We start from the raw sequence: 25,855 nt of genomic DNA on the forward strand, positions 1-25,855 counted from the left end.
AAACAATTAGTTAATTAGCGCATTTACTTAATTCCAATACCCACATAATAGCCCTCATTGGCGCGGACATTAAAAACAGTCTGGTCTTCAAATATGAGGTATTGTCCTTTTACTCCTTTTAAAATGCCAGAATAACTTGGTGTTTTATCTAAATTCAGGCTTTTCACCTTTTCAGGGTATTGCAATACAGGAAATTCCAAGTGCGTTTCAGCGTTAGCTTCAATAAAGTAGTCCACGACTTCTTCTGGAACGTGGGTTTTAAGTTTATCCCGCCATTCTACCAAATTCACATCCTCAATATCATTTTTGAGCATTTTTTGCCAACTGGTCTTATCACTGACATGGGCTTTTAGGGCCACTTCCGTAATCCCTGCCAAATAGCGGTTTGGGACTTCCACAATTTCTATGGCCTCATGGGCACCCTGGTCTATCCATCGAGTGGGCACCTGATTTTTTCGGGTGACGCCGACTTTTACATTGCTTGAATTGGCCAAGTACACAATATGGGGTTGCAATTGGGCCTTTTTTTCGTATTCCAAATCCCGATCTTCCTTGTCCAAATGGGCGGTACTCAGTTCAGGTTTCATAATCCAATCCCCAGCGGCTGGACTTTCATAAAAACAAGATTTGCAAAATCCTTGTCTGTATATCGGGCGTTCCCTGCCACAGTTAAGACACTGATATTTAATAAAATCAATTTGGATTTCCTTGTCCAAAAGCTGGTTGATATTGATAAAATCGTTCTCAAAAACCAGAAAATACTGAATGGGATTCCCATTTTCGGTTCTCATTTTTCTGAGCACTCCTTGATAAAGCATGTTAAAATGGCTGTTTTTAAGCGTATTTGAAAATAAGGGGTAGATGCCCTATTTTAGCTATAAGACCTAACCCCAAACTTGGTTAAAGATACCCAAAAATGCCAATACCTTTATTTAATTCCATAGCATCCTGGTTGCTTAAAAAGCGCTATCATCAAATAGAGCTTTTTTTGAAGTATCCTTTGGATGTACAAAAGGAGGTTTTGTTCCATTTAGTGGACTTTTCCAAGGATACCCAAATGGGTAAAAAGCATGGGTTTGGAGACATTAGCCAATATGAGGAATTTGCGGAAAGGGTGCCCATTCGAAATTATGAGGGGGTTGCTGAGATGATTGAGCGTTCAAGGAGGGGGGAACAAAACCTTTTTTGGCCCACGACGATCAAGTGGTTTGCCAAAAGCAGTGGCACAACCAATGCCAAGAGCAAATTTATTCCGGTGAGCACGGAGGCATTGGAGGATTGCCATTATAAATCCAGTAAGGATCTCTTATGCCTTTATTTGAACAACAACGAGAACTCGCAACTTTTTACAGGGAAAAGTCTGAGGCTGGGGGGGAGCAAGGAACTTTATGAGGACAACGGAACCTTTTTTGGGGATCTCTCTGCCATTTTAATTGATAATATGCCGCTTTGGGCGGAATATAGCAGTACGCCAAGTAGCAAAGTTTCCCTGATGAGTGAGTGGGAATCCAAGTTGGAGGCCATCATTGAAGAGAGTATCCAGGAAAATGTAACCAGTTTGGCCGGAGTTCCCTCGTGGATGCTGGTGCTGTTAAATAATGTCCTGCAAAAAACGGGTAAAAGGCACCTATTTGAAATTTGGGAAAATCTTGAGGTGTACTTCCATGGTGGGGTGAGCTTTGCTCCCTATCGTGATCAATATAAAAAGTTGTTGCCTAGAAAGAGCTTTAATTTCTATGAAACCTATAATGCTTCAGAAGGATTTTTGGGATTCAGGATAGAAACAATGCAGATGATTTGCTGTTGATGTTGGATTATGGCATTTTTTACGAGTTTATTCCCATGGACACCTATGGCAAAGAAGATAAAGCAGTTCCGCTTTGGGATGTGAAAATAGGAGTGAACTATGCCATGGTTATCTCCACCAATGCAGGATTGTGGCGTTACAAAATTGGGGATACGGTACGTTTTACTTCCGTAGACCCTTATCGTATCCGTATAACTGGTCGGACCAAGCACCATATCAATGCCTTTGGAGAAGAGTTGATTATTGAAAATGCAGAGGAAGCCCTAAAGCAAATCTGTCAAAAGACGGATGCGGAAATCATGGATTACACCGCCGCACCTATTTTTATGAATGGGCAGGAGAAAGGAGCCCATGAATGGATCATTGAGTTTCGAAAGCCACCAAAAGATGTGGATTACTTCACCGAATTTTTGGATAATGCCCTAAAATCGTTGAATTCGGATTACGAAGCGAAACGGTATAACAATATCACCCTTAAAATGCCCAAGGTGCATATGGCCCGTCAAAATCTCTTTCATGATTGGCTGAAATCCAAGAACAAACTTGGAGGGCAACATAAGATTCCCAGATTATCCAATGAACGTTGTTATGTGGACGAATTATTGGAAATGAACCTAAAGAGTGATTAATTTAGGGAATAATGGATTTACGAAAACGTTTTCGTAAAACTTCCCCATTCGTCGAACAATCTTTCCTTTTGGACAAATAAATGCGGTTTTTTAGCGTTTAAGCTTGAAGTTTGGATGAGCAAACAAAGTTCCCTCATCTTAAAACTAAACTAAATTATAACTGGCATGGCTGAAAAACTAGTTGTTATCTCCGATATGTGGGGGGTAAAAAAAGGACTCTGGATAACTTCGTACTTCGGGTACCTGCAGCAATACTACAATATTAAATTTTATGACTGTCAGCAGTTGGCTGATATAGACGTTCAGGTTTCTACGGAGGAGAACATCCATAAGGCCTTTGTTGATGGCGGTATTGAAACCGCTGTTGCGCATTTGTTGAAAAAGGAATCAGAACCCAGTCATTACCTTGCGTTTAGCACAGGAGGGACCATTGCATGGAAAGCGGCCCTTAAAGGACTTCCCATGAAATCTTTGACGGCCATTTCGCCAACTCGTATCCGATACGAAGAGCAAAGCCCCAATGTGCCCATGAATCTTATTTTTGGGGAATGTGACAAATTTAAACCTGGTATGAAATGGGCCAAGCAAGTAGAGGTTGATTTGAACGTAGTCCCAAGTTTTGGGCATCAGCTCTATTCTGACGAAAAAATTATTTCTGAAGTTTGTTTGGATCTTTTGGAAAAAGTGACCAAAAAAGCAATCTAAGAAACTGCCTTTAACTTTTTGATCGTCTCGTGGGACAATTTTTCCTCGGCATAAGCCTTGGTGACCTTGAATTCCTTTTCTTCAGTACTTGGCATTTCAAACATGGCATCGGTAAACACGGCCTCGCATAAGGAACGAAGTCCACGGGCGCCCAATTTGTATTCCACCGCCTTATCCACTATATAAGAAAGCGCTTGTTCCGTGATACTGAATGTGATTCCATCCATGGAAAAAAGCTTCTCATACTGTTTAATGATAGCATTTTTGGGTTCGGTAAGAATTGCTCGTAAGGTTTTGGAATCCAATGGATTCATGTGAGTCAATACAGGAAGTCTACCAATGATTTCCGGAATCAAGCCAAATTCTTTTAAGTCCTTTGGAATGATGTATTGCAATATGTTTTCATTATCCAATCGATCTTCAGCCTTGGAAGCACTATACCCAACAGCCTGCATATTCAAACGTTTGGTAATGATTCTTTCGATGCCGTCAAAGGCCCCACCGGCCACGAATAGGATATTTTCAGTATTTACTTCAATGAACTTTTGGTCCGGATGCTTACGCCCTCCCTTCGGTGGTACGTTGACCACAGTACCTTCCAATAATTTCAATAGTCCTTGTTGCACTCCTTCCCCAGATACATCACGGGTAATGGATGGATTATCGCTTTTACGGGCAATTTTGTCAATTTCATCAATGAAGACTATCCCTCGCTCCGCTTTTTCCAGATTATAGTCAGCTGCTTGAAGCAAGCGGGTTAGAATGCTTTCCACATCTTCCCCAACATATCCGGCCTCGGTGAGAACCGTTGCATCAACAATGGCCAAAGGAACATTTAACATGCGAGCTATGGTTTTGGCAATCAATGTTTTACCGGTACCAGTTTGCCCCACCATTACAATGTTACTCTTTTGGATTTCTACTTCGTCCTCCTTGTTTTTGGGCTGAAGCAATCTTTTATAGTGGTTGTAAACGGCAACGGACATTACTTTTTTGGTGCGTTCCTGCCCAATTACAAAAGTGTCTAGAAAATCACGGATTTCCATGGGTTTCTTCAAAACCAATTCTGAAGAAAGGTCTTGATTCTTGGATTGTTTGGACTCTTCCGCTACAATACTATGGGCCTGTTCAATACATCTATCACATATATGTGCATCCAGTCCGGCGATCAAAAGATTGGTCTCCGGCTTCTTTCTCCCACAAAATGAACATTCCAAATTTTCCTTTGCCATATAAGACTAACTCATAAAGTTCAACCACAATAACGGAAAAAAACTCGATTTGGTTTGTGCCAAACGCCTGTTTTTAATCGTTTTGTTCGGTTTTAGGACTTATCCCTTACTAAAATTTCATCTATCATACCATATTTTTTGGCCTCATCTGCCTTCATCCAGTAATCCCGATCACTGTCTTCGCTTACTTTCTCAAATTTTTGACCGGAGTGTTTGGCAATAACATGATATAGCTCCTCTTTTAGCTTTAATATTTCCCTTGCAGTAATTTCTATATCGCTGGCCTGTCCTTGGGCTCCACCCATAGGTTGGTGGATCATAACACGTGAGTGGGTCAATCCACTACGCTTGCCTTCGTGCCCGGCACAAAGCAATACAGCAGCCATGGAAGCGGCAATTCCTGTACAGATAGTGGCCACATCCGGTTTGATGAACTGCATGGTATCGTAGATGCCCAGTCCAGCATAAACACTGCCGCCGGGAGAGTTGATATAAATCTGAATGTCCTTGGAGGCGTCGGCACTCTCCAAAAAGAGCAGCTGTGCTTGGACAATATTGGCCACCTGGTCATTGATCCCTGTACCCAAAAAGATGATACGATCCATCATCAAACGAGAGAAAACGTCCATTGCAATGGCATTCAATTGTCTTTCCTCGATGATATTTGGGGTCATGTTCACAGGATACATGCTGCTCATGATCTTTTCATAGTACATGCTGTTTATCCCGTGGTGTTGGGTGGCGTATTTTTTGAATTCTTTTCCGTAATCCATAGGATTTCTTTCGATTTTGCTTAAAAAAAAGGTGCCGAAAAAATAGCTTTCCGGCACCGTAAAGATACTTAATTTTCTTTTAGCCGAATCCTAGCTATAGGCTTCCTTTACAAAGTCCTCATAGGTCACTTCCTTGACCTTAAGGTTCGCTTTTTCCTTGAAGAGATCCAGAAGTTTCTGGCTCATCAACTGCTCAGATAGCCTTTTTACTTCATCCTGGTTGCTCATAACCCTGCTGGCCACATTTTCCAATTCCTCTTCTTGGGGATCCAAATGACCATATTGTGCCATTTGGGATTTGATAAATCCTTTGGCAAATTCCTTCAACTCGTCAAACTGTACTTGAAGATCATTTTCCTTAATGATCTTTCCTTCGATCAATTGATAACGAAGGCCTTTTTCAGACTTTTCAAATTCTTCACTGGCTTCATCATCCGTCAATGGGTTTTCGCCACTTACCTGAATCCATTTTTTAAGGAATTCCGAAGGAAGTTCAAATTTGGTGTCCTCGATCAGTTTTTCTGTAACGTCGTTCAATAATTTTTGGTCGGATTGTTGCTCAAACTGCTTTTCAGAATCTTCTTTGATTCGCTCACGAAGTTCTTTTTCAGATTTTACATTGTCCTTACCAAACAGTTTGTCAAACAACTCTTGATCAAGTACCGCAGGCTCACGCTCATTGATTTCATCAATAATAAAAGTAACCTCGATGTTCAATTTTTCGGCTTTTTCACGGTCAATACCCAAGGCACTTGAAAGCAGGTAGTCTTCCTTGAACAATCCTTTGGTCTTAAGCGCAACACTTTCACCAACCTTTTGTCCAACTAAGGCGTCAATAGCCTTTTTGCTTTTTATTTTATCGAGCTCAATGGTAGTCTTGTGCTCAATTTCCTCGGCTTCGTTTACAAACGTACCGGTGATTTCATCTTGTTTGCCAATTTCCGTTTTGGAAACGAGTTTGCCATACTGCTTTTGAATACGATCCACTTGCTCATCGATCATTTTCTTGTCGGCAACAATCTTGTATTGGGTAATGGCTTTTTTGGTTTTTACTTTAACCTCAAAACTTGGAGCAAGACCTAATTCAAATTCGAAATCAAGGTTTTCATTGTCCCAGTCAAAATCATCTTGCTGCTTGGGTAGGGGATTCCCCAATACGTCCAATTTTTCTTCTGTAAGATATTTGTTGAGGTTGTCCTGAAGCAATTTGTTTACTTCGTCCACCAAGACGGCTTTACCGTATTGTTTTTTGATAAGGCCCATGGGAACCTGTCCCTTACGAAAACCAGGGATGTTGGCCTGTTTTCTATAATCCTTAAGAATTTGATCAACCTTTTCTTGATAATCATCCTTGCTAATGGCAACTTTCACCACCGCATTTAGCTCATCAATTTGCTCTTTTGTGATATTCATCTCCTACCTTGTTTGCTATTCAAAAATGGGTGGCAAAAGTAAGGCATTTTAATCAGTGGGGCAACTTTTTAAAGTGTTGAATTTCAAACGAAATCTTTTCTATTTGTCTTCTTTCAGTAACGAATGCAAAATAGATTGCAAAAATGAGAGCAAAAGGCTAAAAATTATGGCCCATAAAACACCGGAAACTTGAAAACCTGAGATAAAATGCGCCGCTGTTAAAATGATGATGGCATTGATGATCAATAGGAAAAGCCCTAGGGTCAATATGGTAATGGGCAAGGTAAGAATGATCAAAATAGGTTTGACCAATATGTTGAGAACACTGATCACAAGAGCTACAATAATGGCAGTTTGATAGGTGTCCACGTCCACTCCGGGAAGGACATAACTTAGAATAATTACCGCCAAGGCATTCAAAAGGAGTCTAATAATCAGTTTCATGAGGTTTGGATTTTGAACATAAAAAAGCACCGTAAAAAACGGTGCCCTTAATATAATGAAATTAAGTGTTGTTCAATTAGTCAATATAGAGTCCTGTAAAATTAAGAGGCTCTACAGGGGGAAGGTTTGAGCCAAATTTCGCGTTTATGACTTCCAAAAAGGCGTTGGCAACAATGGCGTAACCTCGAGGGGCTGGATGTACCCCATCCAGGGAGAAACCACCACCGGTTGCAAAAACATTGGTAACTACACTACCATCGGTCTGTGGAAACCCGGTTTCCCTTAATTCCGTCAATTTGGCGTTCATGTCAACAAATCCAAGATCATACTGGGTGGCCAATGCTTCAATTGTTGCATTGTACGCGGTCAATGCGGTTTCAACAGAGGCTTGTTCTTCTGGGGTTAGTACCCAATTGTCTGCCAAAGGAACAGCAACCCCATTGATGGAAGTTGGGTCTGCTTCGTTTGCTAAGGTCCCAATAAAAGAACTTGAGGGTAAGATCAACAAATCCTCAGTGGTTGCCTGCCTCATGTTGATCAGGGCAGGATTTATACCCGTTAAGTCGGTTAGGCCTTCATCAAGTAAAACTACCGCATTGGTATCTCCAGGAGCGAAAGAAATTGTTCTCTTTGCGATTTCTGCATCGGCATCTTCTTGGGAAATGGCCATTTGTGTCACAAGAAAATTCAAGGCTCCTGCTACCCCCGCGTTGTAGGCTGCGTACGACCCATTTAGGAGTGTCGCTGTAGCTTCATCCAAGGGTACTGGATTATGTGGAACCGTCGTGAAGAAAGGCAAATCCCTAACATCTGGAATATTGGCAATTACACCATCAGCACCGCCAGCGGTCATGGCAGTTAAAATACCATTTAAGGCATTTGCAAATACATTGGGGTCCGTGATATCATTTCTTTCATAACTAGTAGGGTCAAAATTACCGGTTTGATCTGTTCCCGATCCACCATTGGTGGCATACAATAGGATATCGTTGGCGCCTGTCCAAAGGGAGAAAAAGGTAGCACCTTGGGCCGCAGCATCTCCTACAACAGTGGCATCCTCAGCAGAGGAAAAACGTGCGAAATAAGGATTCGCAGTTCCTAGGGCAACACCTGTTACACTTCCATATCCTGGGGCTAACAGTTCATAACTCTTGGAACCGGGCACTCCCATATTGTTGAATGAACCAGAGAGTTTAGTGGAAATCTCGGTGGTACCGGTTCCACTCTTAGGTGTAGGTGCAGGACCATCTGGAGTGAACAGAAGAATCAATCGGTTTCCTAGTATAGGATTTCCGCCTAAAGTAGCTCCGCCTAAATCATCAGCCATAAAAGGAATATTGAAGCTTCCTCCTCCGGCCAAGGCAAATTGCGTGGCCAACATATTGGGGAAAGAGGCTGCCTGCCCTGATTCAAAGAGTGCATTATCCGAAAAACCAGCGGTTAGGGAATTCCCCACGGCGACATAGTTGGCAAAGTTTGCAGAACCGGAGGTATATTCTATCGGATCTGGATCTGGCGTCACTATGGCCGCTTCATCATCATTTTCACAAGCTACCATCAACCCTAGTACGGGGAGAAGCAGGGCATAAAACTTTTTCATCTTATTATCTGTTAGAGTTAGTTTATGTTAACAAGGGGTTAATCCAATGGTACCAAATCTAGATCAAAATTGTTATCCAGACAATAAAATGGGCAAAAAAATTATGCATGCATAATAAAATGCAGCAAATTTTATGAATTCAAAAAATGGAACGACTTTTCAAAAAACTGTCTTGGATTTTCGGCGTGGAGCCAATGCCCCGCTTTTTCAACAGTTTGTATATCGGCATTGGGAAAATGTCTATGTATGCCTGGAAAGTCATTGGGAAGTATATATTCCGAACGATCACCCCTAAGAAAAAGGGTAGGGCCATCAAAAGTGGCGGTGGAAGATATGTTTTCCCCTATTTCGTCCATTTTATTCTTGAGGATGTCCAGATTGAATCGAAGGCCGAGTTTGCTTGGTTCCACCCAGTACAGATTTTTCAGCAAAAATTGACGAATACCTACTTCGTTCAAGTGTTGCGCCAATGATTCATCCGCCTCTTTACGTGAGCTGATGTGATCAAAGTCCAACTGCACCAAGGCGTTTATTATGGGTTGGTGGTGCGGGGGGTAGTATTTTGGGGAAATATCGGCTACCAGCAATTTTTCAACCTGTTGGGGTTGCTCAGTAGCTATTTGCATAGCGGTTTTGCCTCCCATAGAGTGACCTATGATGCTGGTTTTTTCAATTTGATGCTGGTCCAAGTAGCGAAGAACATCCCGACTCATTACCTCATAATCAAATTCCTCCGAATGAAAACTTCGGCCATGGTTCCTTTGATCAACCAAATGCACTTGAAATCCATTCTGGGCATACTGGTTTCCCAATGTTTTCCAATTGTCGGACATACCCAAAAAGCCATGCAGTATGACCAACGGTCTTCCCTCTCCAATAATTTTTGAATGAAGTATTTCCATTATTTCAATCGGTGTAAATACATGTTGACCACGTTTTCAAGTCCAAGGTAGATGGATTCACAAATCAGTGCATGGCCAATGGACACCTCCAAAAGGTTGGGAATATGTTCCTTGAAAAATTGGACGTTGTCCAAACTTAAATCGTGGCCTGCATTTATTCCAAGCCCCAAGTCGTTCGCAACATGCGCTGCTTTGGCAAATGCAGCAATGCTTTCTTCCTTTTTACCTTGTGAAAAGGTATGCGCAAAACTTTCGGTGTACAATTCTATTCTATCCGTACCTGTTTCCGCAGCACCTTGCACCATCTTGTCATCTGGGTCAACAAAAATGGAGGTTCGGATTCCGTGATCTTTAAAAGTTTTAATGACATCCACAAGAAAGTCCTTGTGCTTTATGGTGTCCCATCCGGCATTGGAAGTGATGGCATCTTCAGCATCGGGCACAAGGGTTACCTGGGTAGGCTTTACCTCCATCACCAGATCCACGAATTTGGGAATCGGATTTCCCTCGATGTTGAATTCTGTGCTTACTACATCTTTAAGATCACGCGCATCTTGATAGCGGATATGCCGCTCATCGGGTCTTGGATGCACCGTGATGCCCTGCGCGCCAAAAGATTCTATGTCCTTGGCGGATTGGATAAGGTTTGGAACATTGCCACCTCTTGAATTTCTTAAGGTTGCCAGCTTATTGATATTGACACTGAGTTTTGTCATGAACTTCCTTGGTTTAGAAAGCCAAAAATAAGAATTAGGCACGCCTTTTGCGATTTAAAATTAGTATTTTGCGCCTAATAGAATTGTTATGCAAATCCAAAATAGAATAATAAACTCGGTTCCAGTTTTTGAGGTTTCGGAAACGCTGGCAGATGTGATTCGTTTTTTTGAGGAAACGACCTTTTCGCATGTGGCGGTTTCGGAGAATGGAATTTATATTGGTTCCCTTTCCGAGAACGATCTGGCCTGTTTTGAAGCGGATAAGTCCATTGAAGACTTCAGAATAGATTTGGAGCTCTTTTCCGTGACCAAGGAGACCTTGTGGCTGGATGTTCTGGAGATGTTTTCACGGAACCAAGCCAATATTCTTCCCGTTTTGGATGATAATCAAGTGATCATCGGGTATTACGATTTGGAAGATGTGGTAGCGGATTTTATTGACACTCCCTTCTTTAAGGAGCCTGGAGGCATATTGGTAGTGGCCACAGGAATCAAGGATTATTCGTTTAGCGAGATTGCACAGATCGTGGAGGGTAACAACGCCCGTTTACTTGGGGCTTTTATCACGGACTCCCAGAACGATGTGGTCCAAATCACCCTAAAAATTGGGACCCTAAACCTGAACGAAGTCGCCCAAACCTTTAGAAGGTACAACTACACGATCGTTTTTGGCAACAGTGATGATCAATTCTTGGAGGATTTAAAGCAACGATCCGATTACTTGGAAAAATACCTTAACGTTTAGCATGAAGGTCGCAATTTACGGTCAGACTTTCCAAGAGCAAGACAAGGCTTTTGTTTTGGAGCTGTTGGAGGAACTTCAGGGGATAAAAGCATCCGTTTTTATCGAGGAAGATTTTTGCAGAAAGATTGATGGCTGTCTGTCCCAATATCCCCATGGAAAATTTTCGCAAGCATCCGGCTTGGATAGTTCCTTTGATATGTTCGTGAGTTTTGGTGGGGATGGAACCATGCTCAGGGCTGTTACCTATATAAAGGATTTGGGGATTCCCATCGTTGGGGTGAATACGGGAAGATTGGGTTTTCTTTCCACCTTTAAAAAAGAAGATGTGCGAAAAGTGGTCACCGAATTTGTGGCCGGGCAGTATAGTATCGTTGAGCGAAGCTTGGTTGAAGTGGCCCTGGGTCCAGATTTGGAAGAATTTGGGGATTTGAACTTTGCTTTAAACGAAATCACCGTAAGCAGAAAGGACACGACCTCTATGATTACGGTGGAAACGTATTTGAATGAAGAGTATCTCACTTCGTATTGGGCGGATGGCTTGATTGTGTCTACGCCCACAGGATCTACTGGATATTCCTTGAGTTGTGGTGGACCTGTAATCGCACCCTCGGCAAAATCCTTGGTGCTCACGCCCATTGCGCCGCATAACCTTAACGCAAGGCCATTGGTTATTTCGGATGACACCCAAATTAGGTTAAAAGTTTCAGGTCGAGAGGAAAACCATTTAGTTTCCCTCGACTCTAGGATTGCGAGCATCGCCAACGGCAAGGAAATCCGAATAAAAAAATCGGATTTTACTGTAAAAATGATAGAATATAAATCGGAAAGCTTCTTGAAGACACTTCGCAACAAATTGCTTTGGGGCCAAGATAAGCGCAATTAACCCGTTCAAAACAATAAAAGAAGCCAAAAACTGTTTAACAAAGGAGAACGTTTATAACCCAGTATTCTATTGACCTTCCTCTACCTCTAATATGTATAATTTTCTGGATAGTATGCGAATAGTTTTGTTTGCTATTTTTTTGAGCGGTATGTTCATGGTCAATGCACAGACCTATGAAATAGGTGTATTTGCAGGCGGAGCCAATGGCATTGGGGATGTGGGGCGCACCAATTACATTTCACCTACCGGTCCTGCCTTCGGTGGAATCTTCAAATGGAACAAAAGTAAAAGATATGCTTGGCGGGCAAGTGTATTGTACGGGTCTATGTCTTTTGATGATTCCAAATCCAGCAAAAGTTCACGGGTACAACGGGGCTATTCCATGGACAATTCGGTGCTGGAAGCGTCTGTTGGCTTGGAATTCAACTTTGTTGAGTATAATCTTCACAAGCTTGGTCCAGCCTTCACACCTTATCTTTACACGGGTTTCACCTACTTTAGGTACGATTTTAATTATTTTGATGCCCTTGTGGTGCAGGATATTAACCAAAAAGAAGGTAGTTTTGCAATTCCAATGACGGTGGGGGCTAAGTATCGCTTAAATCAGTTTTTGATTCTTGGTGCGGAGATTGGGGCCAGATATACCTTTACGGACAATCTGGATGCCAGCAATCCCGCAGGTTCCAATTTTGAACCCTTTAGGTTTGGAAACATTTTAAGCGATGACTGGTATGTCTTTACAGGTTTTACTTTGACGTATACCTTTGGACGTAAACCTTGCCAGGATTGTTTTGAATAGAAATGCACACTTTAGAGGACGTAGACAAGCATAAACTTCCCCAACATGTTGCCGTTATAATGGATGGCAACGGCCGCTGGGCCAAACAACGCGGAAAATTAAGGGTTTTTGGACATGAGAATGGCGTGGAAGCCGTGAGAAGAACAGTGGAGAACTGCGCTAAACTGCAGATATCCTATCTAACTCTGTATGCCTTCTCCACCGAAAACTGGAATCGCCCTAAAGTGGAAGTGGAGACCTTAATGAAACTACTGGTAGCTTCACTTCGCAAGGAACTTAAAACCTTGAACAAAAACAACATACGCCTAAATACCATTGGTAATATTGAATCCTTGCCTGCAAAGGCGCAAAAAGAACTCACCGAGGTCATAACCAAAACAGCAAACAACTCTGGAATGACGCTCACTTTAGCTTTGAGTTATGGGTCGCGGGAGGAGATAAAATCCGCCGTAAAGGACATAGCGTTCAAAGTTAAAAATAATATAATTTCACCCGAAAATATTGACGAAGCCGTTATAAATACACATCTTTACACGCATTTTTTGCCAGATGTGGACTTACTAATTCGGACAAGTGGCGAACAAAGAATCAGTAATTTTTTACTTTGGCAAATTGCATACGCCGAATTATATTTTATTGACGTATTTTGGCCCGATTTTAGTGAGCATCATTTGGTAGAGGCAATATTAAGTTACCAAAATAGAGAACGACGATTTGGAAAAACTAGCGAACAACTCAATTGAACTAATAAAAAATAGCACCCAAGTATACCTTAAACTACTCCTTCTACTCCTTTTTACCGCCCAGAGCTTTGCACAAGAAACCTCCTTTGAGGATGGGAAGGAATACATTTTAGGTGGGTTGACCGTTACAGGGCTCCAAAGCTATAACGAGCAGACGGTTAAAACGTATACTGGACTTAGAGTAGGGCAGCCCATAACCGTTCCTGGGGACCAAATCAGTGCTGTCATTAAAAAACTCTGGAGTTTGGAGTTGTTTAGCGATGTCAATTTTTATTACACCAAAATTGAGGGCAACCAGATTTTCTTGGAATTGAACATTCTGGAACGTCCAACACTTTCCAATGTAACAGTTTACGGGGTCAAAAAACGTAAGGTTGAGGATATCATCAACGATACCGACCTCAAAAAAGGCAAGAAAATTACGGAGAGCCTTATTGCCAATACCAAAAATTACCTTCAAAACAAGTACAAAAAACAAGGATTCCTGAACGCTCAGGTACATATTGTAACCGCTTCGGATACCACGGGGACCAATACGGAAAACATGGTCATCAATGTAAAGAAAGGTGACAAGGTAAAGATCAGGAACATTGTTTTTGAAGGCAATGAAAAACTGACGGACAAGCGTCTTCGGAAGTCTTTGAAAAAGACCAAGAAGAAGAAAATTTACCGTTTCTGGAAAAAATCAAAATATATAGAGGCTGATTACCAGGAAGACCTTTCCAACATGGTGGATGCCTATGCGGAGAGAGGATATAGGGACGCCCGTATACTTTCAGATACTTTCGTGAAGGTGGATGAAAATAACATCGACTTAAAAATCAAGGTCGAGGAAGGGGACAAGTATTACTTTGGAGACATCAACTTTGTTGGAAACTCTGTGTATACCGACAGACAGTTGAGCCAGGTCTTGGGAATCCGAAAAGGGTCCACCTACAATGGAGTATTGCTCAAAAAACGAGTTGCAGACGATTCAAAACCGGATGGCCAAGATCTTACGAACCTATACCAAAACAACGGTTACCTTTTTTCCAGTATCAATCCTGTTGAAGTTTCAGCCGTAAATGACACCATCGATTTTGAAATCAGGATTATTGAGGGGAAAGAGACCTTTTTGGATCACGTGACCGTTGTGGGTAACGATAAAACCAATGACCACGTAATCTTTAGGGAATTGCGTACCCGTCCAGGTCAAAAATACAGCAAGGACAATATTGTACGTAGTATTCGGGAATTGGGTCAATTAGGATTTTTTGATGCAGAACAGATTACTCCAGACATCCAAAACCCTGATCCCAACGCGGGAACTGTGGATATTCAATATAGCTTGGTGGAGTCCGGCTCCAGCCAAATTGAGCTGCAAGGTGGATTTGGTGGTGGAGGTTTCATTGGAACTCTGGGGCTTTCTTTCAGTAACTTCTCGTTAAAGAACATATTCAATGGGGAGGCCTATAAGCCGGTGCCAATGGGAGATGGGCAAACCTTTGCCTTACGCCTACAAGCAAGTAGAACTTTTAGGGTATACAGTCTAAACTTCGCAGAACCTTGGTTGGGTGGTAAAAAGCCAGTTCGATTTAATTTATCCCTTTCCAGAACACAGCAATTTGCTACCAGTTTTACCAATAGAGGTAGAATTGATGTAGACAAAGATCGTGGGTTTGCCATTACGGGAATTTCCGCAGGATTGGCAAAAAGGGTGCAATGGCCAGATGATTTCTTTACGATTTCGCACTCCTTGAGTTATCAATTGTATGATTTCAACGACTTTAACAATGGGCTTTTCAACTTTGGAAATGGAAGTTCCAATTCCTTGAGCTATACCTTGGGAATTTCCAGGAGCTCACAAGGTCCAAGTAGAATTTTCCCGCTTACAGGTTCCAATTTTGAGTTAACAGCCAAGTTTACACCTCCATATTCCTTATTTGGTGGCAAGGACTTCAAGCAAATTCGTACCGATATTGATGACATTACCGCAAGGCTGTTCGAGATTGGTCCCAATCCAGCAAGCGCGGAAGAACAAATCGAATTTGCCGATTTGAGCAATCAGTTGGAACTGTTGGAGGAAGAACGCTTTAAACTATTGGAATTTTACAAGATCAAGTTCAAGGGGGATTGGTACACCAACCTAGTGGATAAATTGGTGCTTAGGACCAATGCTGAGTTTGGATTCTTGGGAAGCTATAATAACGATATTGGAGCCGTGCCCTTTGAGCGTTTCTTTGTTGGGGGAGATGGTCTTGGAAACTTTACCTTGGATGGTAGGGACGTAATTCAGTTGAGGGGATATGAGAATAGTTCACTTACGCCGTTTAGTACAAATCCAGTGACCGGAAACCAAGAGCGTGATGGTGGTACCATCTACAATAAATTCTCTATGGAATTGCGTTATCCACTTACCTTGAAACCCTCAGCATCCATTTATGCCCTATCATTTTTGGAAGCAGGTAACGCCTTTAACAATTTTAGTGAGTATAATCCGTTTGAATTAAAAAGATCTGCCGGAGTGGGGCTACGTATTTTTATGCCGGCATTCGGTCTATTGGGTATCGATTTTGGATATGGATTTGACACAGATGCCAATCCATCCTCTAGCGGACCAAGCGGCTGGCAAACGCACTTCATTATCGGGCAGCAGTTTTAACCAAAGAATAATCGGGTCTTAAAATAGATGTAAATAACTCATTTTAAATTAATTAGTTATTTTGGCACGATATTTTCTTTTTAAAAAGCGGAATCAAAAAATGAAGACCAAAGTTCTTTTGACATTAGCTGTTGTATTGGTGTCCATTAATGGCTTCTCACAACGGGGTGTGCGTATCGGATATGTAGATATGGAATACATCCTTGAAAATGTGGAGGAATACCGGGATGCCACGGAACAATTGGATGCCAAGGCCGTAAAGTGGAAACAGGAAATTGAGCTCAAACAAAGTGTAATTGAGCAGATGAAGAAGGACCTTATGGCAGAAAAAGTCTTGCTGACGGATGAATTGATAGCTGAACGTGAGGAGGAAATCCAGATTTTGGAAACCGAAATGTTGGATTATCAGCAGGATCGGTTTGGACCGCAAGGAGATTTGGTGTTACAAAAAAAGCTGTTGATTCAGCCCATTCAGGACCAAGTGTTCAATGAAGTACAAAAAATAGGCGGTAATAAAAGATACGATTTTATTTTTGATAAATCCGCAGATGTTGTAATGTTGTACTCCGAAAAAAGACACGATATCAGTGACTTGGTTTTAAGGGAGATAGGGCGAACAAGAAAGGTGAGCAAATCCAATAAAAAGGCCAAGGAAAAAAATAGGCTGGATCAGTTTAGGGAGGAGCAGGCCGAAGAGGAAAAAGAGATTAGTGAAGCCCTCAAGGACCGTCAGGCAAAGGCAGAGGAAGCACAGGCAGCCAAAGCCAAGGCAGCTGAGGACAGAAGAGCTGAGCAGTTAAGGCTTCGGGAAGAACGCAAGAAGGCTTACGAAGCACGAAGAAAAAAATTATTGGAAGAGCGCGATGCCAAGCGGAAAGCCAAATTGGAGGAACGGAAAAAAGCGCAGGAACAACAACAGGATTCAATACAACAATAATATTGAAACACTAAATAGTAACATTCAAAATAGTATAACTTAGAGAATCATGAGAAATGTAAAGAAGATTGCTGTAGCCCTAGTCTTATTTGTTGCAGCTACGGGTTTTGTAAACGCACAGAGTAAGGTTGCCCACATCAATGTACAGCAATTGCTATCTGATATGCCGGAGATGAAAGCTGCCCAAGCGGAGCTTAAGAAATTGCAGGAAACCTATAGAGCGGATATAGAAAGCTCCATGACAGAATTTAGAAATAAGGCCACCCAATATCAAAATGAGTCCAGTGCCAAATCTCGAGAAGAGAATGAAAAAAGAGCATTGGAACTTCAAGGGTACGAAAAAAATATCCAAGCAGCTGAGCAGGCCGCTATTCAGGAAATGCAGAAAAAACAACAAGAATTGTTTGCTCCTATTTCTGATAAAGCCAAAGCAGCCATTGAAAAAGTTGCCGCAGCCGAAGGCTTTGATTACGTAATTGATGCCAGCCCAGGATTGAGCTTGATCGTTGCCAAAGGAAAGGACCTGCTTCCATCTGTAAAACAGGAATTGGGCTTCTAAGTTTTACTTTATGATATTTGAAACCGCTTTTTCTTCTGAAAAGCGGTTTTTTTATGTCCAAACTTAACAATAGTACTTACTTTTAAACATGGTTAAACCCATTGGTATTTTTGATTCCGGTATCGGGGGCACTTCCATTTGGAAAGAGATTGAAAAACTGCTTCCCTATGAGGATACTATATATCTCGCCGATAGTGCAAATGCGCCATATGGTGCTAAATCCAAAGAACAAATCCTTGAACTGAGCATCAAGAATACGGAGCTTTTACTTCAGAAGAGCTGCAAACTTATTGTGGTGGCCTGTAACACGGCAACCACCAACGCAATCGATTTTCTTCGCGCTAACTATGACGTTCCATTTATAGGTATTGAGCCGGCAATTAAGCCCGCTGCATTACACACCAAAACCAAAAAAGTGGGGGTGTTGGCCACCAAGGGCACCTTGTCCAGTACATTGTTCCATAGTACTTCCAAAATGTTTGCACAAGGGATTACCGTATTGGAACAGGAGGGAACTGGATTGGTAGAACTGATAGAGGATGGCAAAACCCATTCAGAGGAGACCAGGACGCTTCTAAAAAAGTATCTGGACCCCATGTTGGAGGAACACATTGACTGTCTAGTGCTGGGTTGTACCCACTATCCGTATTTGATCCCTTTGATTCAGGAATTGGTGCCTCCTGGACTAACCATTATTGATTCTGGTGAGGCTGTTGCCCGACAAACAAAGGCGGTATTGGAGAAGAACCAACTGGCGGCTCCGACAAAAAATAAGGCTAGCCATAGGTTTTACATCAATGCAAATACAAGTGCTTTATCTTCTTTGGTGTCTGGCCCAGATATCTATATAGAACATCTGGACTTTTAGCAACTATTTTCTACGGTAAGTCAAGTAGGTAAAACTGTGTTTGTGCTTTTCATCTACAGGGTGAAAATCTTCTTGCACCAATTCCCAAACTCGTTGATCAATTTCTGGGAAAAAGGTATCGGCTTCCACTTCAGCATGCACACGAGTCAATTCAATGTCCGTGGCAAAATCCATCCCCTGGCGGTAGATTTCTCCCCCACCAATTATAAATGCGGTTTCTTCCGGGCCAACAAGATCCAAAGCATCTTCTAAAGAATGTACAATTTGGCAGGGAAACTTGGGTTGGTAATTTTTGTCCCGGGTTATGGCAATATGTTCCCTATTGGGCAAGGCCTTGGGAAAACTCTCCAAGGTTTTGCGACCCATAATTATTTTATGTCCAGAGGTAAGCTGCTTGAATCGTTTAAAATCATCCGGTAAATGCCAGGGAAGGTCGTTGTTGATACCAAGGGCATTGTTCTCCGCTGCCGCGGCAATCATGATCAATTGCTTCATTGATCTTTTTTTTTATTTATGCTGGATAACGGAAATTCGGTTTCGATCTCCTTCTGAATTTCTGAAATGCGTTGCTTTTGCTGGTTCACTAATTTTTCACGCTGTTTGCGTTCCCAATCCTGTCCCATGAATTTGTGGGTAACAAAAACATTGAAGGCATGAAAAACGAATAAAAATGCCCATAAAAGAATACCCCAAACAAACCAATCGTAGGCTTCTCCGTATTTGAGTATTTTGTTGATCAAGACCAAAAAAATACTTCCGATCAAAAAAATCACAAAGTGGGAAAACAACCTTTTCTTCTGCTTTATCCGTTTTTGGGCATGTTCCAGCAGCTCGTGTTGTTCTATATCCACAGATTTTTCTTGTTTCTTTTTTGAGAACATGGAATGGCTATCTTTAACAACAAATATAATTGAATTACGACCAAAGTAGCCTTATGCAAAACCTCAGAAAGAAGTTCCCTGTCCTACAACACTGCATCTATGCCAACACGGCGGCAACTGGCCTGTTGTACGAAGATTTGATGGAATGGCGCCAGGAGCATGATTTGGACTATCTGATTGGAGGTAGCCAAATGAAGCAAAAATGGTATGGCAAAATGAACGAGGTAAGAAGCACTGTGGGCCAATTTTTTGGTTGTAAGGCTTCCAACGTTGCCTTGGTGCCCAATTTCACTCTGGGGCTTAACCTCCTACTGGAAGGATTACCTACGGATTCTAGGGTGCTCCTTGTCCATAACGATTATCCATCCCTCAATTGGCCTTTCGAAACTAGGGAATTTGAAAAGGAATATGTAGCAATTGAGGCAAATTTGGAGGAGCGGATTCATGAGAAGCTTAGTGCTGGAAACTTTGATGTATTGGCACTTAGTTTGGTACAATGGATCAACGGTATCAAAATCGATTTGGCGTTTCTAAAGAAACTAAAGCAAGAGTTTCCCGAACTTTTGATTATCGCGGATGCTACCCAATTTTGTGGCACGCAAGAGTTCAATTTTGAGGAATCAGGAATTGATGTCTTGGGAGCAAGCGCCTACAAATGGTTGCTGGCCGGTTATGGCAATGGATTCTTTTTGGTGAAGGAGAAAGCCAAGGAAAGATTCAATTTAAATGCTGTGGGCAATTGGTCTGTGGATAGAATGGGAGACGATTTTCAAAACAGCCCTTTTTGCAAGCGATTGGAACCCGGGCATTTATCATCCATGAGCTTTGGGAGTCTTCAGTTTTCCTTGAACTTCTTGGAATCTGTAGGCATGGAAAATATTCAAAATCAACTCAAACTACTATCCCAAAAAGTAAAGCAGGAATTCACTTCCCTGGGTTTATTGGAGGATAGTGTGGCCAAAAGGGACATCCATAGTACTATTTTTAATGTAAAGGGAGATCAGGCTCTTTTTGAAAAACTAAGCCAGGAAGATGTGGTCTGTGTGCTCCGCGGAAACGGAATTCGCCTAAGTTTTCACTTCTATAACACGGAAAATGAGATTGATGCGATTGTCGATATCTTAAAATCTTAGCTGACGCATATCATATTTTGTGAAAATTCACACCCTAATTTTGTAAAGGTAATCCTATTGTTAGGAGCATTTTATCAATATGATAAATCGGTTATAACTTATTGTACGTAAACGGTTTTATCTTTTGTTTTGCGGAGATTTTAATACGAAAATTAAAATACCATGGCAATAAAGAAACAATACCTAAAAAGCAAGCCAGTATGTAAAGTTACATTTACTGTGCCTGCGGAAGAAGCTAAAAAAGTAGCTGTTGTTGGAGATTTCAACAACTGGAACCCAAAAGAAAGTACTTTGAAAAAGTTGAAAAATGGAACTTTCAAAGGAACCTTTGACCTTCCACAAGAGAACACCTTCGAGTTTAGATATTTAGTGGACGGAACCTACATTAATGATGCAGAGGCTGATCGTTACCAATGGAACGATTACGCTGGGACGGAAAATGCTGTTCTAGAGCTTTAGTCAAAAAAAGAACCAAGAAGCAAGACTTCGTCTTGTTTCTTGGCTCCACATTCTTATTCGTTTAGGAGTGCTATTCCACTACTGAAACTCCTTTCCAAAAGGCCACTCTTCCCTTAATGGTCCTGGCCAGCTCACTCACTTCAGGGTAGTACCAGGCGGCATCCACATTTTCTTTTCCATCTACCTCCAAGGTATAATAGGAGGCAACCCCTTTCCAAGGACAGGTGCTATGCGTTTCACTGGATTTAAAGTATTCTTTCTTAATGCTTTCAGCAGGAAAGTAATGATTGTTCTCAATCACAACGGTATCGTCGCTTTCTGCAATAATGGTATCGTTCCAAATAGCTTTCATGGTCTTATTTTTTAAATACATAGTTTTTGTACTGATTCTGGCTGTCGGCAAACTCGGTTACAATTTGTAAACCGGATTGCTCTGCCAACCATTCCACAGTAGCGTCATCATATTTTTGGGAAATCTCCGTATGAATGGTTTCCCATTTTTTAAGACGTATTTGAAGCTGTAAACTTTCAATGTTGATGGTTTGGGCCTCTTTGGATACCAAATAACTCTTTGCCGTTCCCGTCTCTGGGTCATAAACCTCCCAGTGCAAGAAGTTGTCCAGAACAAAATCCCCACCCAATTCCCTATTGATTCGGGCTAAAATGTTTTTGTTGAAGGCTTCCGTAATTCCTGTCTTGTCATTGTAGGCATCCAAAATGGTCTGCGGATTCTTTTTTTGGTCAAACCCCATCAAGATCAGATCTCCATCGTTGACAGAATCCCGTAGGTTTTTTAAAAACTCAATAGCCGGTTCATGGAGCAGATTGCCAATATTGGATCCTAAAAATAGAATAACCTTCTTGCGGCCATTCACTTTGTCAATATCCCTTAAGGTATCAAAATAGGTGCCTTGAAGGGTATTGATCTCCACTTCCGGGATTTCCTGCTTCAATGCAGTTTCCAGTTGGTCAAGGGCATTTTGGCTTATGTCAATGGGACGGTAATCAAAAGGAATCTCATTGTCTACAAGATATTGCAGCAATATTTTGGTCTTTTTCCCGTCACCCGCACCCAATTCAAAAAGACTGAAGGTTTCCCCATCTTGGGAGAAAAGCGCTGAAATCTCGGCTTTATTGGCTTCCAGAATATCAAACTCACAGTTGGTAAGATAATATTCAGGCATTGCCATTATATCCTGAAAAAGCTTATCGCCTATCTCATCGTAGAAATATTTGGACGATAAATGTTTGGGAAAACTTGTCAATCCCTCGTAGACCTCTTGTTCAAAAGCTGAGGTGAAAGTCCTAGTTTGGTTATTTTGCATGGGAGCTTTGTCGAAATTATTTGACCAACCTTAATCCAGTAAATTGCCATCGCAATTGCGGATGGAAAAAGTTGCGATACGTATGTCTGGTGTGTTTGGAAGGGGTAGCAACGGAACCACCTCTCAGCACTTTTTGGTTTACCATGAACTTACCATTGTATTCCCCTAGCGCACCATCGGCTTTTTGATAATTGGGGTAGGGGAGATAGGCACTTTCTGTCCATTCCCATCTTTTGCCCCAAGGGAAAAAGGCCTGGGCCGCCTCCCATTCAAATTCGGTGGGGAGCCGCATCCCTTTCCACTGGGCAAAGGCAAAAGCCTCGAAATACGAAATATGGGTTACAGGCGCATCCTCATTCACTTTTTGAAGCCCTGTGGCCGTATAGTGCCACCATGAGCCCTCAATTTTATGCCAATACAGGGGAGATTTTACATCTTGTTGGTTCACCCAGTCCCAGCCTTCGGCATGCCAATGGTCAAAGCGTTGATATGCCCCTGCTTCAATAAATGCCATGAATTCCCTGTTGGTGACCAACTTATTGGAAATTTCATAGGGCTGCAGGTAAACCTTATGCCTTCCCAACTCATTGTCATAACAAAAGGCGTCGGAATCATGACCAATTTCGTAAATACCTTCCTCCATGGAAATCCAATCCGGCTCATGGGTTTCAACGGGATGATCTACAAACGTATTGGAATATACGGGTAGCAGCGGGTTGTTCCCAAGAATAAATTTAATATCGGTCAGCAATAATTCTTGATGTTGTTTCTCGTGGTGTATTCCTATTTCTAGTAAATCGTTCAGTTCTTGGGTTTGTGCATGGCCAAAAAACTCCTTGATTCCCTCGGTCACATATGCACGGTAAGCATAAACCTTTTTTACCGAGGGACGGGACAAATTGCCCCTATCGGAACGCACCACCCGCTTCCCAACGGTTTCGTAATAACTATTGAAAACAAAGGAAAAATCAGGATCAAATTCTTGGTAGCCTTTGGCATGGGGTTTTAGGATAAATTCCTCAAAAAACCAGGTAGTATGGCCCAAATGCCATTTTGGGGGACTCACATCCACCACGGGTTGCACCACATAATCCTCAATTTCCAAAGGCTCACAAATGGCTTCGGAAGCTTTTCTGGTCTCCAGGAAGAAATCCAAGAGGGAATCGGTAAGAATCATAAATGATTTTTTCTACTTAAAGATAGGGAATAATGGCTTAGCCAACAGCGTAAACAGGTAGGCTAAAACTAAAGGAAGTCCCCTCGTTGGGTTTGCTGAAGACCTTGATGCTGCTGTCATGGATTTCCATGATTTTCTTAACAATGGCAAGGCCAAGACCCGCGCCTTCCTTTTGCTGTCCAGCCTTGGTTTGTCGGTAGCGTTCAAAGATCAATGCTTGGTTGTCCTTTTTAATTCCAGGCCCCGAATCTTTGATGGTGACCTCCACATGGTCTTCTTCCGATTCCAGTTTTACGGTAACCTCCCCGCCTTCAGGAGTGAATTTCAAGGCATTGTCCATCAAGTTTTGAATGGCACGTTCTACCAGTGAGATATCCGCAAAAACTAGGGGAACATTGTCAGCCATGGACAATTTTAAATCGATGTTTTTTTGCTGCGCAAGCAAGGAATAATTTCGGTGAATGTCATTGGCCAGTTCACTGATCAAGAACGGTTCTTTTTCTGGCTGGATCTGATTGGCCTCCAATTTGGAGTATTCAAAGAGCTGCGAGACCAATTTGGAGAGTCTCTCGCTACTTTTTGAGACCATGCTCAAATATTCGGCCCGTTCTTCGGATGAAAGCTCGGAATCTTTCATGTGAAGCGTTTCAATATAGCCTTGTATAATGGATAGTGGTGTTCTAAGATCATGGGAAATATTGGCAATCAACTCTTGCCGCAATTGTTCCACAGATTTTATTTTTTCAATATCGGACAGAATGGTATCTGCCATATTGTTATAAGTGGTAGCTACGTTGGATAGGTCGGTTTTTTCGGCGTTTTCAATGCGATATTCCAAATCTCCCTGTTGAAAACGTTTAGCCGCATAAATAATCTTGCGAAGACTCCGGGTCAGGTACCAAATGGCCAAAATTCCCAAAAGGGTGGCAAAAATGAGGGTAAGTACGGAACCACCTAGTCCAAGTCGCATAAAATAACTGTTGAAGAGGTCGCTACGAGTGGCCAAAAAATCCTCCCCTGCCAAGATAATATAGATATATCCTTCGTGCCCATCTTTATTGAACTGGGCCGCCGAAAAAATAGTCTGCTTGGTCAAATCCTTGGGGTCATCACCCAATACATAATTGCTGCCACTTTCCGTAATAAATTGTTTTATGGGAGCCAGATTTACCCTTTTCTCCTTGGTTTCAGGAGCATCGTGATCCAGCACTACAGAATATTTCACTTTTCCATCCAGATCCAATAGATAGACCTCAATGGCCCGGTTTACGGCCATCATATCGTGCATAATATCCCCAAACAGGGCCTTGTTCACATTACCCTTGGAATCAAAGGGTTGGGTGTCCCTAAATTTCTCCTCGATAAGGTCTTGGGCCAAATTGGCGTGCAAACGCTGCGTTGTCTCGTAAAAATATTTATTGGAGAGGTAAATGGAGGTAATGGTATACCCGATTCCAGCTAAAAGCAAAATAGCCAAAAAGGACAGCGTCAGTTTTAAAATAAATCGAACGGAAAGAATATTGTTTTTCATGGTCAGTGGTTGGCTTGGGTTTCCAAAAGTTCTTCGTTGAATTTATAGCCCACACCCCAAGTGGTAAGGATGAACTTGGGATTGCTCATATCCGGTTCAATTTTGGAACGGAGTCTGTTTATATGAGAGTTCACCGTATGCTCGTAGCCTTTAAAATCGTAACCCCATATCATATTAAGAAGCTTCCCTCGATCATAGCTTTTCCCTGGGTTGGAGGAAAGCAAAACCAAAAGCTCAAATTCTTTGGGCGAAAGCTCTACTTTTTTACCATCCAGAAGCACTTTTCGCATATCAATGTCAATGGAAAGCACATCAAATTGCATCAATTTGGGGTTCTTTTCCCCCGCGGTTTCCACCACATCCATTTTTTGTCTTCTGAAAATGGCCTTAACCCGAGCAATGAACTCCCGAACACTGAAGGGTTTGGTGAGGTAATCATCTGCTCCGACTTCCAATCCCAATACCTTATCAATTTCCTCGGAACGCGCGGTTAGCATCATTATGGGTGTGGTGACGTTGTGGGCTCGGATTTTTTGACAGATTTCAACGCCATCCATGCCGGGTAGCATCACATCCAAAATTATAAGGTCTGGATTTTCTTTGAGCGCTTTTTGCAATCCAATATCTCCCCGAATGGCGGAAAGCACCTGACAACCTAAATCCTTAAGATGTATTTCCAGCAAACGAACGATTTCGATATCATCCTCTACGATCAACACTTTTTTCATGATATGGCGAATTAAAGGGTAAAGTATCACGGAAAGTTCACCTTTCCATTAAAATTTTGATGGATTACCTTCTAAAAAGTCCTTTTTAAGCCCAATTCTTTACAAAAAATACGATTTTTTAATGTAAATGTCTCGTAATCAAGCTTTAAGCAATTTTGATTTTTATGTGATACTTCTGCAACATCTTCCCCCGTCATTTGTGTTGCAAATAAAAAAAACACGTAA

The 25,855-nt window shown here is 41.9% G+C and carries 26 protein-coding genes and 1 pseudogene; 12 read left to right on the forward strand and 15 right to left on the reverse strand.

Annotated elements, in window-relative coordinates; all coding sequences use genetic code 11:
• Positions 1–23 precede the first annotated feature (23 nt).
• Positions 24–818: a DUF2797 domain-containing protein gene (locus ACOOE0_RS09520; RefSeq protein ID WP_420398693.1), complete on the reverse strand. Its 795-nt coding sequence runs from the start codon at positions 816–818 to the stop codon at positions 24–26.
• A gap of 98 nt (positions 819–916) precedes the next feature.
• Here ACOOE0_RS09520 and ACOOE0_RS09525 point away from each other — a divergent pair.
• Both ACOOE0_RS09525 and ACOOE0_RS09530 read left to right on the forward strand, forming a co-directional pair.
• Positions 917–2,436, forward strand: a pseudogene (locus tag ACOOE0_RS09525) (GH3 auxin-responsive promoter family protein).
• A gap of 165 nt (positions 2,437–2,601) precedes the next feature.
• Complete coding sequence (locus tag ACOOE0_RS09530) at positions 2,602–3,141, forward strand: hypothetical protein (RefSeq protein ID WP_420398694.1); 540 nt, start codon at positions 2,602–2,604, stop codon at positions 3,139–3,141.
• Here the strand turns inward: ACOOE0_RS09530 and clpX are convergent.
• The 7 genes from clpX to ACOOE0_RS09565 form a co-directional block, all read right to left on the reverse strand.
• Positions 3,138–4,373: an ATP-dependent Clp protease ATP-binding subunit ClpX gene (clpX, locus tag ACOOE0_RS09535; protein WP_420398695.1), complete on the reverse strand. Its 1,236-nt coding sequence runs from the start codon at positions 4,371–4,373 to the stop codon at positions 3,138–3,140. The genes ACOOE0_RS09530 and clpX overlap by 4 nt on opposite strands.
• A gap of 92 nt (positions 4,374–4,465) precedes the next feature.
• A complete protein-coding gene (gene clpP / locus ACOOE0_RS09540; protein ID WP_420398696.1) occupies positions 4,466–5,146 on the reverse strand; it encodes an ATP-dependent Clp endopeptidase proteolytic subunit ClpP in 681 nt (226 codons plus the stop codon).
• 90 nt (positions 5,147–5,236) lie between these two features.
• Positions 5,237–6,559 (reverse strand): trigger factor, encoded by a 1,323-nt coding sequence (tig, locus tag ACOOE0_RS09545; protein WP_420398697.1) that lies wholly within the window; start codon positions 6,557–6,559, stop codon positions 5,237–5,239.
• Between the two features lie 99 nt (positions 6,560–6,658).
• Positions 6,659–7,003: a phage holin family protein gene (locus ACOOE0_RS09550; protein WP_420398698.1), complete on the reverse strand. Its 345-nt coding sequence runs from the start codon at positions 7,001–7,003 to the stop codon at positions 6,659–6,661.
• Between the two features lie 76 nt (positions 7,004–7,079).
• Positions 7,080–8,603, reverse strand: coding sequence for a G-D-S-L family lipolytic protein (locus ACOOE0_RS09555; protein ID WP_420398699.1), 1,524 nt, complete (start codon positions 8,601–8,603; stop codon positions 7,080–7,082).
• Positions 8,604–8,734: 131 nt separating this feature from the next.
• Positions 8,735–9,505 carry an alpha/beta fold hydrolase gene (locus tag ACOOE0_RS09560; RefSeq protein WP_420398700.1) on the reverse strand — a complete coding sequence of 257 codons (771 nt, stop codon included), beginning with the start codon at positions 9,503–9,505 and terminating at the stop codon, positions 8,735–8,737.
• Positions 9,505–10,221 (reverse strand): pyridoxine 5'-phosphate synthase, encoded by a 717-nt coding sequence (locus ACOOE0_RS09565; RefSeq protein WP_420398701.1) that lies wholly within the window; start codon positions 10,219–10,221, stop codon positions 9,505–9,507. The genes ACOOE0_RS09560 and ACOOE0_RS09565 overlap by 1 nt, the downstream gene beginning before the upstream one ends.
• A gap of 88 nt (positions 10,222–10,309) precedes the next feature.
• Between ACOOE0_RS09565 and ACOOE0_RS09570 the strand changes: the two genes are divergently transcribed.
• From ACOOE0_RS09570 to murI, 8 genes are all read left to right on the forward strand, one after another.
• Positions 10,310–10,966: a CBS domain-containing protein gene (locus ACOOE0_RS09570; protein WP_420398702.1), complete on the forward strand. Its 657-nt coding sequence runs from the start codon at positions 10,310–10,312 to the stop codon at positions 10,964–10,966.
• A 1-nt stretch (position 10,967) separates the two neighbouring features.
• Complete coding sequence (locus ACOOE0_RS09575) at positions 10,968–11,849, forward strand: NAD kinase (protein ID WP_420398703.1); 882 nt, start codon at positions 10,968–10,970, stop codon at positions 11,847–11,849.
• A gap of 112 nt (positions 11,850–11,961) precedes the next feature.
• Positions 11,962–12,648, forward strand: a complete 687-nt coding sequence (locus tag ACOOE0_RS09580) for a DUF6089 family protein (RefSeq protein ID WP_420398704.1) — start codon at positions 11,962–11,964, stop codon at positions 12,646–12,648.
• Between the two features lie 2 nt (positions 12,649–12,650).
• The gene (locus ACOOE0_RS09585; RefSeq protein WP_420398705.1) at positions 12,651–13,391 is read left to right on the forward strand and encodes an isoprenyl transferase; all 741 of its coding nucleotides are present in this window, start codon (positions 12,651–12,653) and stop codon (positions 13,389–13,391) included.
• Positions 13,363–16,032 (forward strand): BamA/OMP85 family outer membrane protein, encoded by a 2,670-nt coding sequence (locus tag ACOOE0_RS09590; RefSeq protein ID WP_420398706.1) that lies wholly within the window; start codon positions 13,363–13,365, stop codon positions 16,030–16,032. The genes ACOOE0_RS09585 and ACOOE0_RS09590 overlap by 29 nt, the downstream gene beginning before the upstream one ends.
• 100 nt (positions 16,033–16,132) lie before the next feature.
• On the forward strand, positions 16,133–16,969 hold the full coding sequence (locus ACOOE0_RS09595; RefSeq protein ID WP_420398707.1) for an OmpH family outer membrane protein: 837 nt from the start codon (positions 16,133–16,135) through the stop codon (positions 16,967–16,969).
• 49 nt (positions 16,970–17,018) lie between these two features.
• Positions 17,019–17,528, forward strand: a complete 510-nt coding sequence (locus ACOOE0_RS09600) for an OmpH family outer membrane protein (RefSeq protein ID WP_420398708.1) — start codon at positions 17,019–17,021, stop codon at positions 17,526–17,528.
• An 88-nt stretch (positions 17,529–17,616) separates the two neighbouring features.
• On the forward strand, positions 17,617–18,396 hold the full coding sequence (murI, locus tag ACOOE0_RS09605; protein ID WP_420398709.1) for a glutamate racemase: 780 nt from the start codon (positions 17,617–17,619) through the stop codon (positions 18,394–18,396).
• A gap of 3 nt (positions 18,397–18,399) precedes the next feature.
• On the opposite strand, the gene ACOOE0_RS09610 is transcribed toward murI, so the two are convergent.
• Together ACOOE0_RS09610 and ACOOE0_RS09615 are read right to left on the reverse strand one after the other, a co-directional pair.
• On the reverse strand, positions 18,400–18,891 hold the full coding sequence (locus tag ACOOE0_RS09610; protein ID WP_420398710.1) for a dihydrofolate reductase: 492 nt from the start codon (positions 18,889–18,891) through the stop codon (positions 18,400–18,402).
• On the reverse strand, positions 18,888–19,277 hold the full coding sequence (locus tag ACOOE0_RS09615; RefSeq protein WP_420398711.1) for a 2TM domain-containing protein: 390 nt from the start codon (positions 19,275–19,277) through the stop codon (positions 18,888–18,890). Before ACOOE0_RS09615 ends, ACOOE0_RS09610 begins: the two co-directional genes overlap by 4 nt.
• 53 nt (positions 19,278–19,330) lie before the next feature.
• On the opposite strand from ACOOE0_RS09615, the gene ACOOE0_RS09620 reads away from it, so the two are divergent.
• Together ACOOE0_RS09620 and ACOOE0_RS09625 are read left to right on the forward strand one after the other, a co-directional pair.
• The gene (locus ACOOE0_RS09620) at positions 19,331–20,410 is read left to right on the forward strand and encodes an aminotransferase class V-fold PLP-dependent enzyme (protein ID WP_420398712.1); all 1,080 of its coding nucleotides are present in this window, start codon (positions 19,331–19,333) and stop codon (positions 20,408–20,410) included.
• A gap of 162 nt (positions 20,411–20,572) precedes the next feature.
• Entirely contained in the window at positions 20,573–20,869 is a 297-nt protein-coding gene (locus tag ACOOE0_RS09625; protein WP_420398713.1) for an isoamylase early set domain-containing protein, read from the forward strand.
• 70 nt (positions 20,870–20,939) lie between these two features.
• Here the strand turns inward: ACOOE0_RS09625 and ACOOE0_RS09630 are convergent, their stop codons facing one another.
• The 5 genes from ACOOE0_RS09630 to ACOOE0_RS09650 are packed head-to-tail and all read right to left on the reverse strand — an operon-like array spanning position 20,940 to position 25,630.
• Positions 20,940–21,221, reverse strand: a complete 282-nt coding sequence (locus ACOOE0_RS09630; RefSeq protein ID WP_420398714.1) for a DUF427 domain-containing protein — start codon at positions 21,219–21,221, stop codon at positions 20,940–20,942.
• Between the two features lie 4 nt (positions 21,222–21,225).
• Positions 21,226–22,194: an L-histidine N(alpha)-methyltransferase gene (locus tag ACOOE0_RS09635; protein WP_420398715.1), complete on the reverse strand. Its 969-nt coding sequence runs from the start codon at positions 22,192–22,194 to the stop codon at positions 21,226–21,228.
• 16 nt (positions 22,195–22,210) lie between these two features.
• Positions 22,211–23,371, reverse strand: a complete 1,161-nt coding sequence (gene egtB / locus ACOOE0_RS09640; RefSeq protein WP_420398716.1) for an ergothioneine biosynthesis protein EgtB — start codon at positions 23,369–23,371, stop codon at positions 22,211–22,213.
• Between the two features lie 37 nt (positions 23,372–23,408).
• Positions 23,409–24,902 carry a sensor histidine kinase gene (locus tag ACOOE0_RS09645; RefSeq protein ID WP_420398717.1) on the reverse strand — a complete coding sequence of 498 codons (1,494 nt, stop codon included), beginning with the start codon at positions 24,900–24,902 and terminating at the stop codon, positions 23,409–23,411.
• Positions 24,903–24,904: 2 nt separating this feature from the next.
• Positions 24,905–25,630, reverse strand: a complete 726-nt coding sequence (locus tag ACOOE0_RS09650; protein ID WP_420398718.1) for a response regulator transcription factor — start codon at positions 25,628–25,630, stop codon at positions 24,905–24,907.
• Positions 25,631–25,855 lie beyond the last annotated feature (225 nt).

It is taken from the genome of Flagellimonas sp. (assembly GCF_965215805.1).
GTDB lineage: Bacteria > Bacteroidota > Bacteroidia > Flavobacteriales > Flavobacteriaceae > Flagellimonas.

Bases quoted from the DNA above. Each gene is read 5' to 3' on its own strand.
- ACOOE0_RS09530 (WP_420398694.1), top strand. From the start codon at position 2,602: ATGGCTGAAAAACTAGTTGTTATCTCCGATATGTGGGGGGTAAAAAAA.
- ACOOE0_RS09645 (WP_420398717.1), bottom strand. From the start codon at position 24,902: ATGAAAAACAATATTCTTTCCGTTCGATTTATTTTAAAACTGACGCTG.
- ACOOE0_RS09635 (WP_420398715.1), bottom strand. From the start codon at position 22,194: ATGCAAAATAACCAAACTAGGACTTTCACCTCAGCTTTTGAACAAGAG.
- ACOOE0_RS09585 (WP_420398705.1), top strand. From the start codon at position 12,651: ATGCACACTTTAGAGGACGTAGACAAGCATAAACTTCCCCAACATGTT.
- ACOOE0_RS09615 (WP_420398711.1), bottom strand. From the start codon at position 19,277: ATGTTCTCAAAAAAGAAACAAGAAAAATCTGTGGATATAGAACAACAC.
- ACOOE0_RS09595 (WP_420398707.1), top strand. From the start codon at position 16,133: ATGAAGACCAAAGTTCTTTTGACATTAGCTGTTGTATTGGTGTCCATT.
- ACOOE0_RS09560 (WP_420398700.1), bottom strand. From the start codon at position 9,505: ATGGAAATACTTCATTCAAAAATTATTGGAGAGGGAAGACCGTTGGTC.
- ACOOE0_RS09600 (WP_420398708.1), top strand. From the start codon at position 17,019: ATGAGAAATGTAAAGAAGATTGCTGTAGCCCTAGTCTTATTTGTTGCA.
- ACOOE0_RS09555 (WP_420398699.1), bottom strand. From the start codon at position 8,603: ATGAAAAAGTTTTATGCCCTGCTTCTCCCCGTACTAGGGTTGATGGTA.
- clpP (WP_420398696.1), bottom strand. From the start codon at position 5,146: ATGGATTACGGAAAAGAATTCAAAAAATACGCCACCCAACACCACGGG.
- ACOOE0_RS09520 (WP_420398693.1), bottom strand. From the start codon at position 818: ATGCTTTATCAAGGAGTGCTCAGAAAAATGAGAACCGAAAATGGGAAT.
- ACOOE0_RS09630 (WP_420398714.1), bottom strand. From the start codon at position 21,221: ATGAAAGCTATTTGGAACGATACCATTATTGCAGAAAGCGACGATACC.
- ACOOE0_RS09565 (WP_420398701.1), bottom strand. From the start codon at position 10,221: ATGACAAAACTCAGTGTCAATATCAATAAGCTGGCAACCTTAAGAAAT.
- ACOOE0_RS09570 (WP_420398702.1), top strand. From the start codon at position 10,310: ATGCAAATCCAAAATAGAATAATAAACTCGGTTCCAGTTTTTGAGGTT.
- ACOOE0_RS09575 (WP_420398703.1), top strand. From the start codon at position 10,968: ATGAAGGTCGCAATTTACGGTCAGACTTTCCAAGAGCAAGACAAGGCT.
- ACOOE0_RS09625 (WP_420398713.1), top strand. From the start codon at position 20,573: ATGGCAATAAAGAAACAATACCTAAAAAGCAAGCCAGTATGTAAAGTT.
- clpX (WP_420398695.1), bottom strand. From the start codon at position 4,373: ATGGCAAAGGAAAATTTGGAATGTTCATTTTGTGGGAGAAAGAAGCCG.
- ACOOE0_RS09650 (WP_420398718.1), bottom strand. From the start codon at position 25,630: ATGAAAAAAGTGTTGATCGTAGAGGATGATATCGAAATCGTTCGTTTG.
- egtB (WP_420398716.1), bottom strand. From the start codon at position 23,371: ATGATTCTTACCGATTCCCTCTTGGATTTCTTCCTGGAGACCAGAAAA.
- ACOOE0_RS09620 (WP_420398712.1), top strand. From the start codon at position 19,331: ATGCAAAACCTCAGAAAGAAGTTCCCTGTCCTACAACACTGCATCTAT.
- murI (WP_420398709.1), top strand. From the start codon at position 17,617: ATGGTTAAACCCATTGGTATTTTTGATTCCGGTATCGGGGGCACTTCC.
- tig (WP_420398697.1), bottom strand. From the start codon at position 6,559: ATGAATATCACAAAAGAGCAAATTGATGAGCTAAATGCGGTGGTGAAA.
- ACOOE0_RS09580 (WP_420398704.1), top strand. From the start codon at position 11,962: ATGCGAATAGTTTTGTTTGCTATTTTTTTGAGCGGTATGTTCATGGTC.
- ACOOE0_RS09610 (WP_420398710.1), bottom strand. From the start codon at position 18,891: ATGAAGCAATTGATCATGATTGCCGCGGCAGCGGAGAACAATGCCCTT.
- ACOOE0_RS09550 (WP_420398698.1), bottom strand. From the start codon at position 7,003: ATGAAACTGATTATTAGACTCCTTTTGAATGCCTTGGCGGTAATTATT.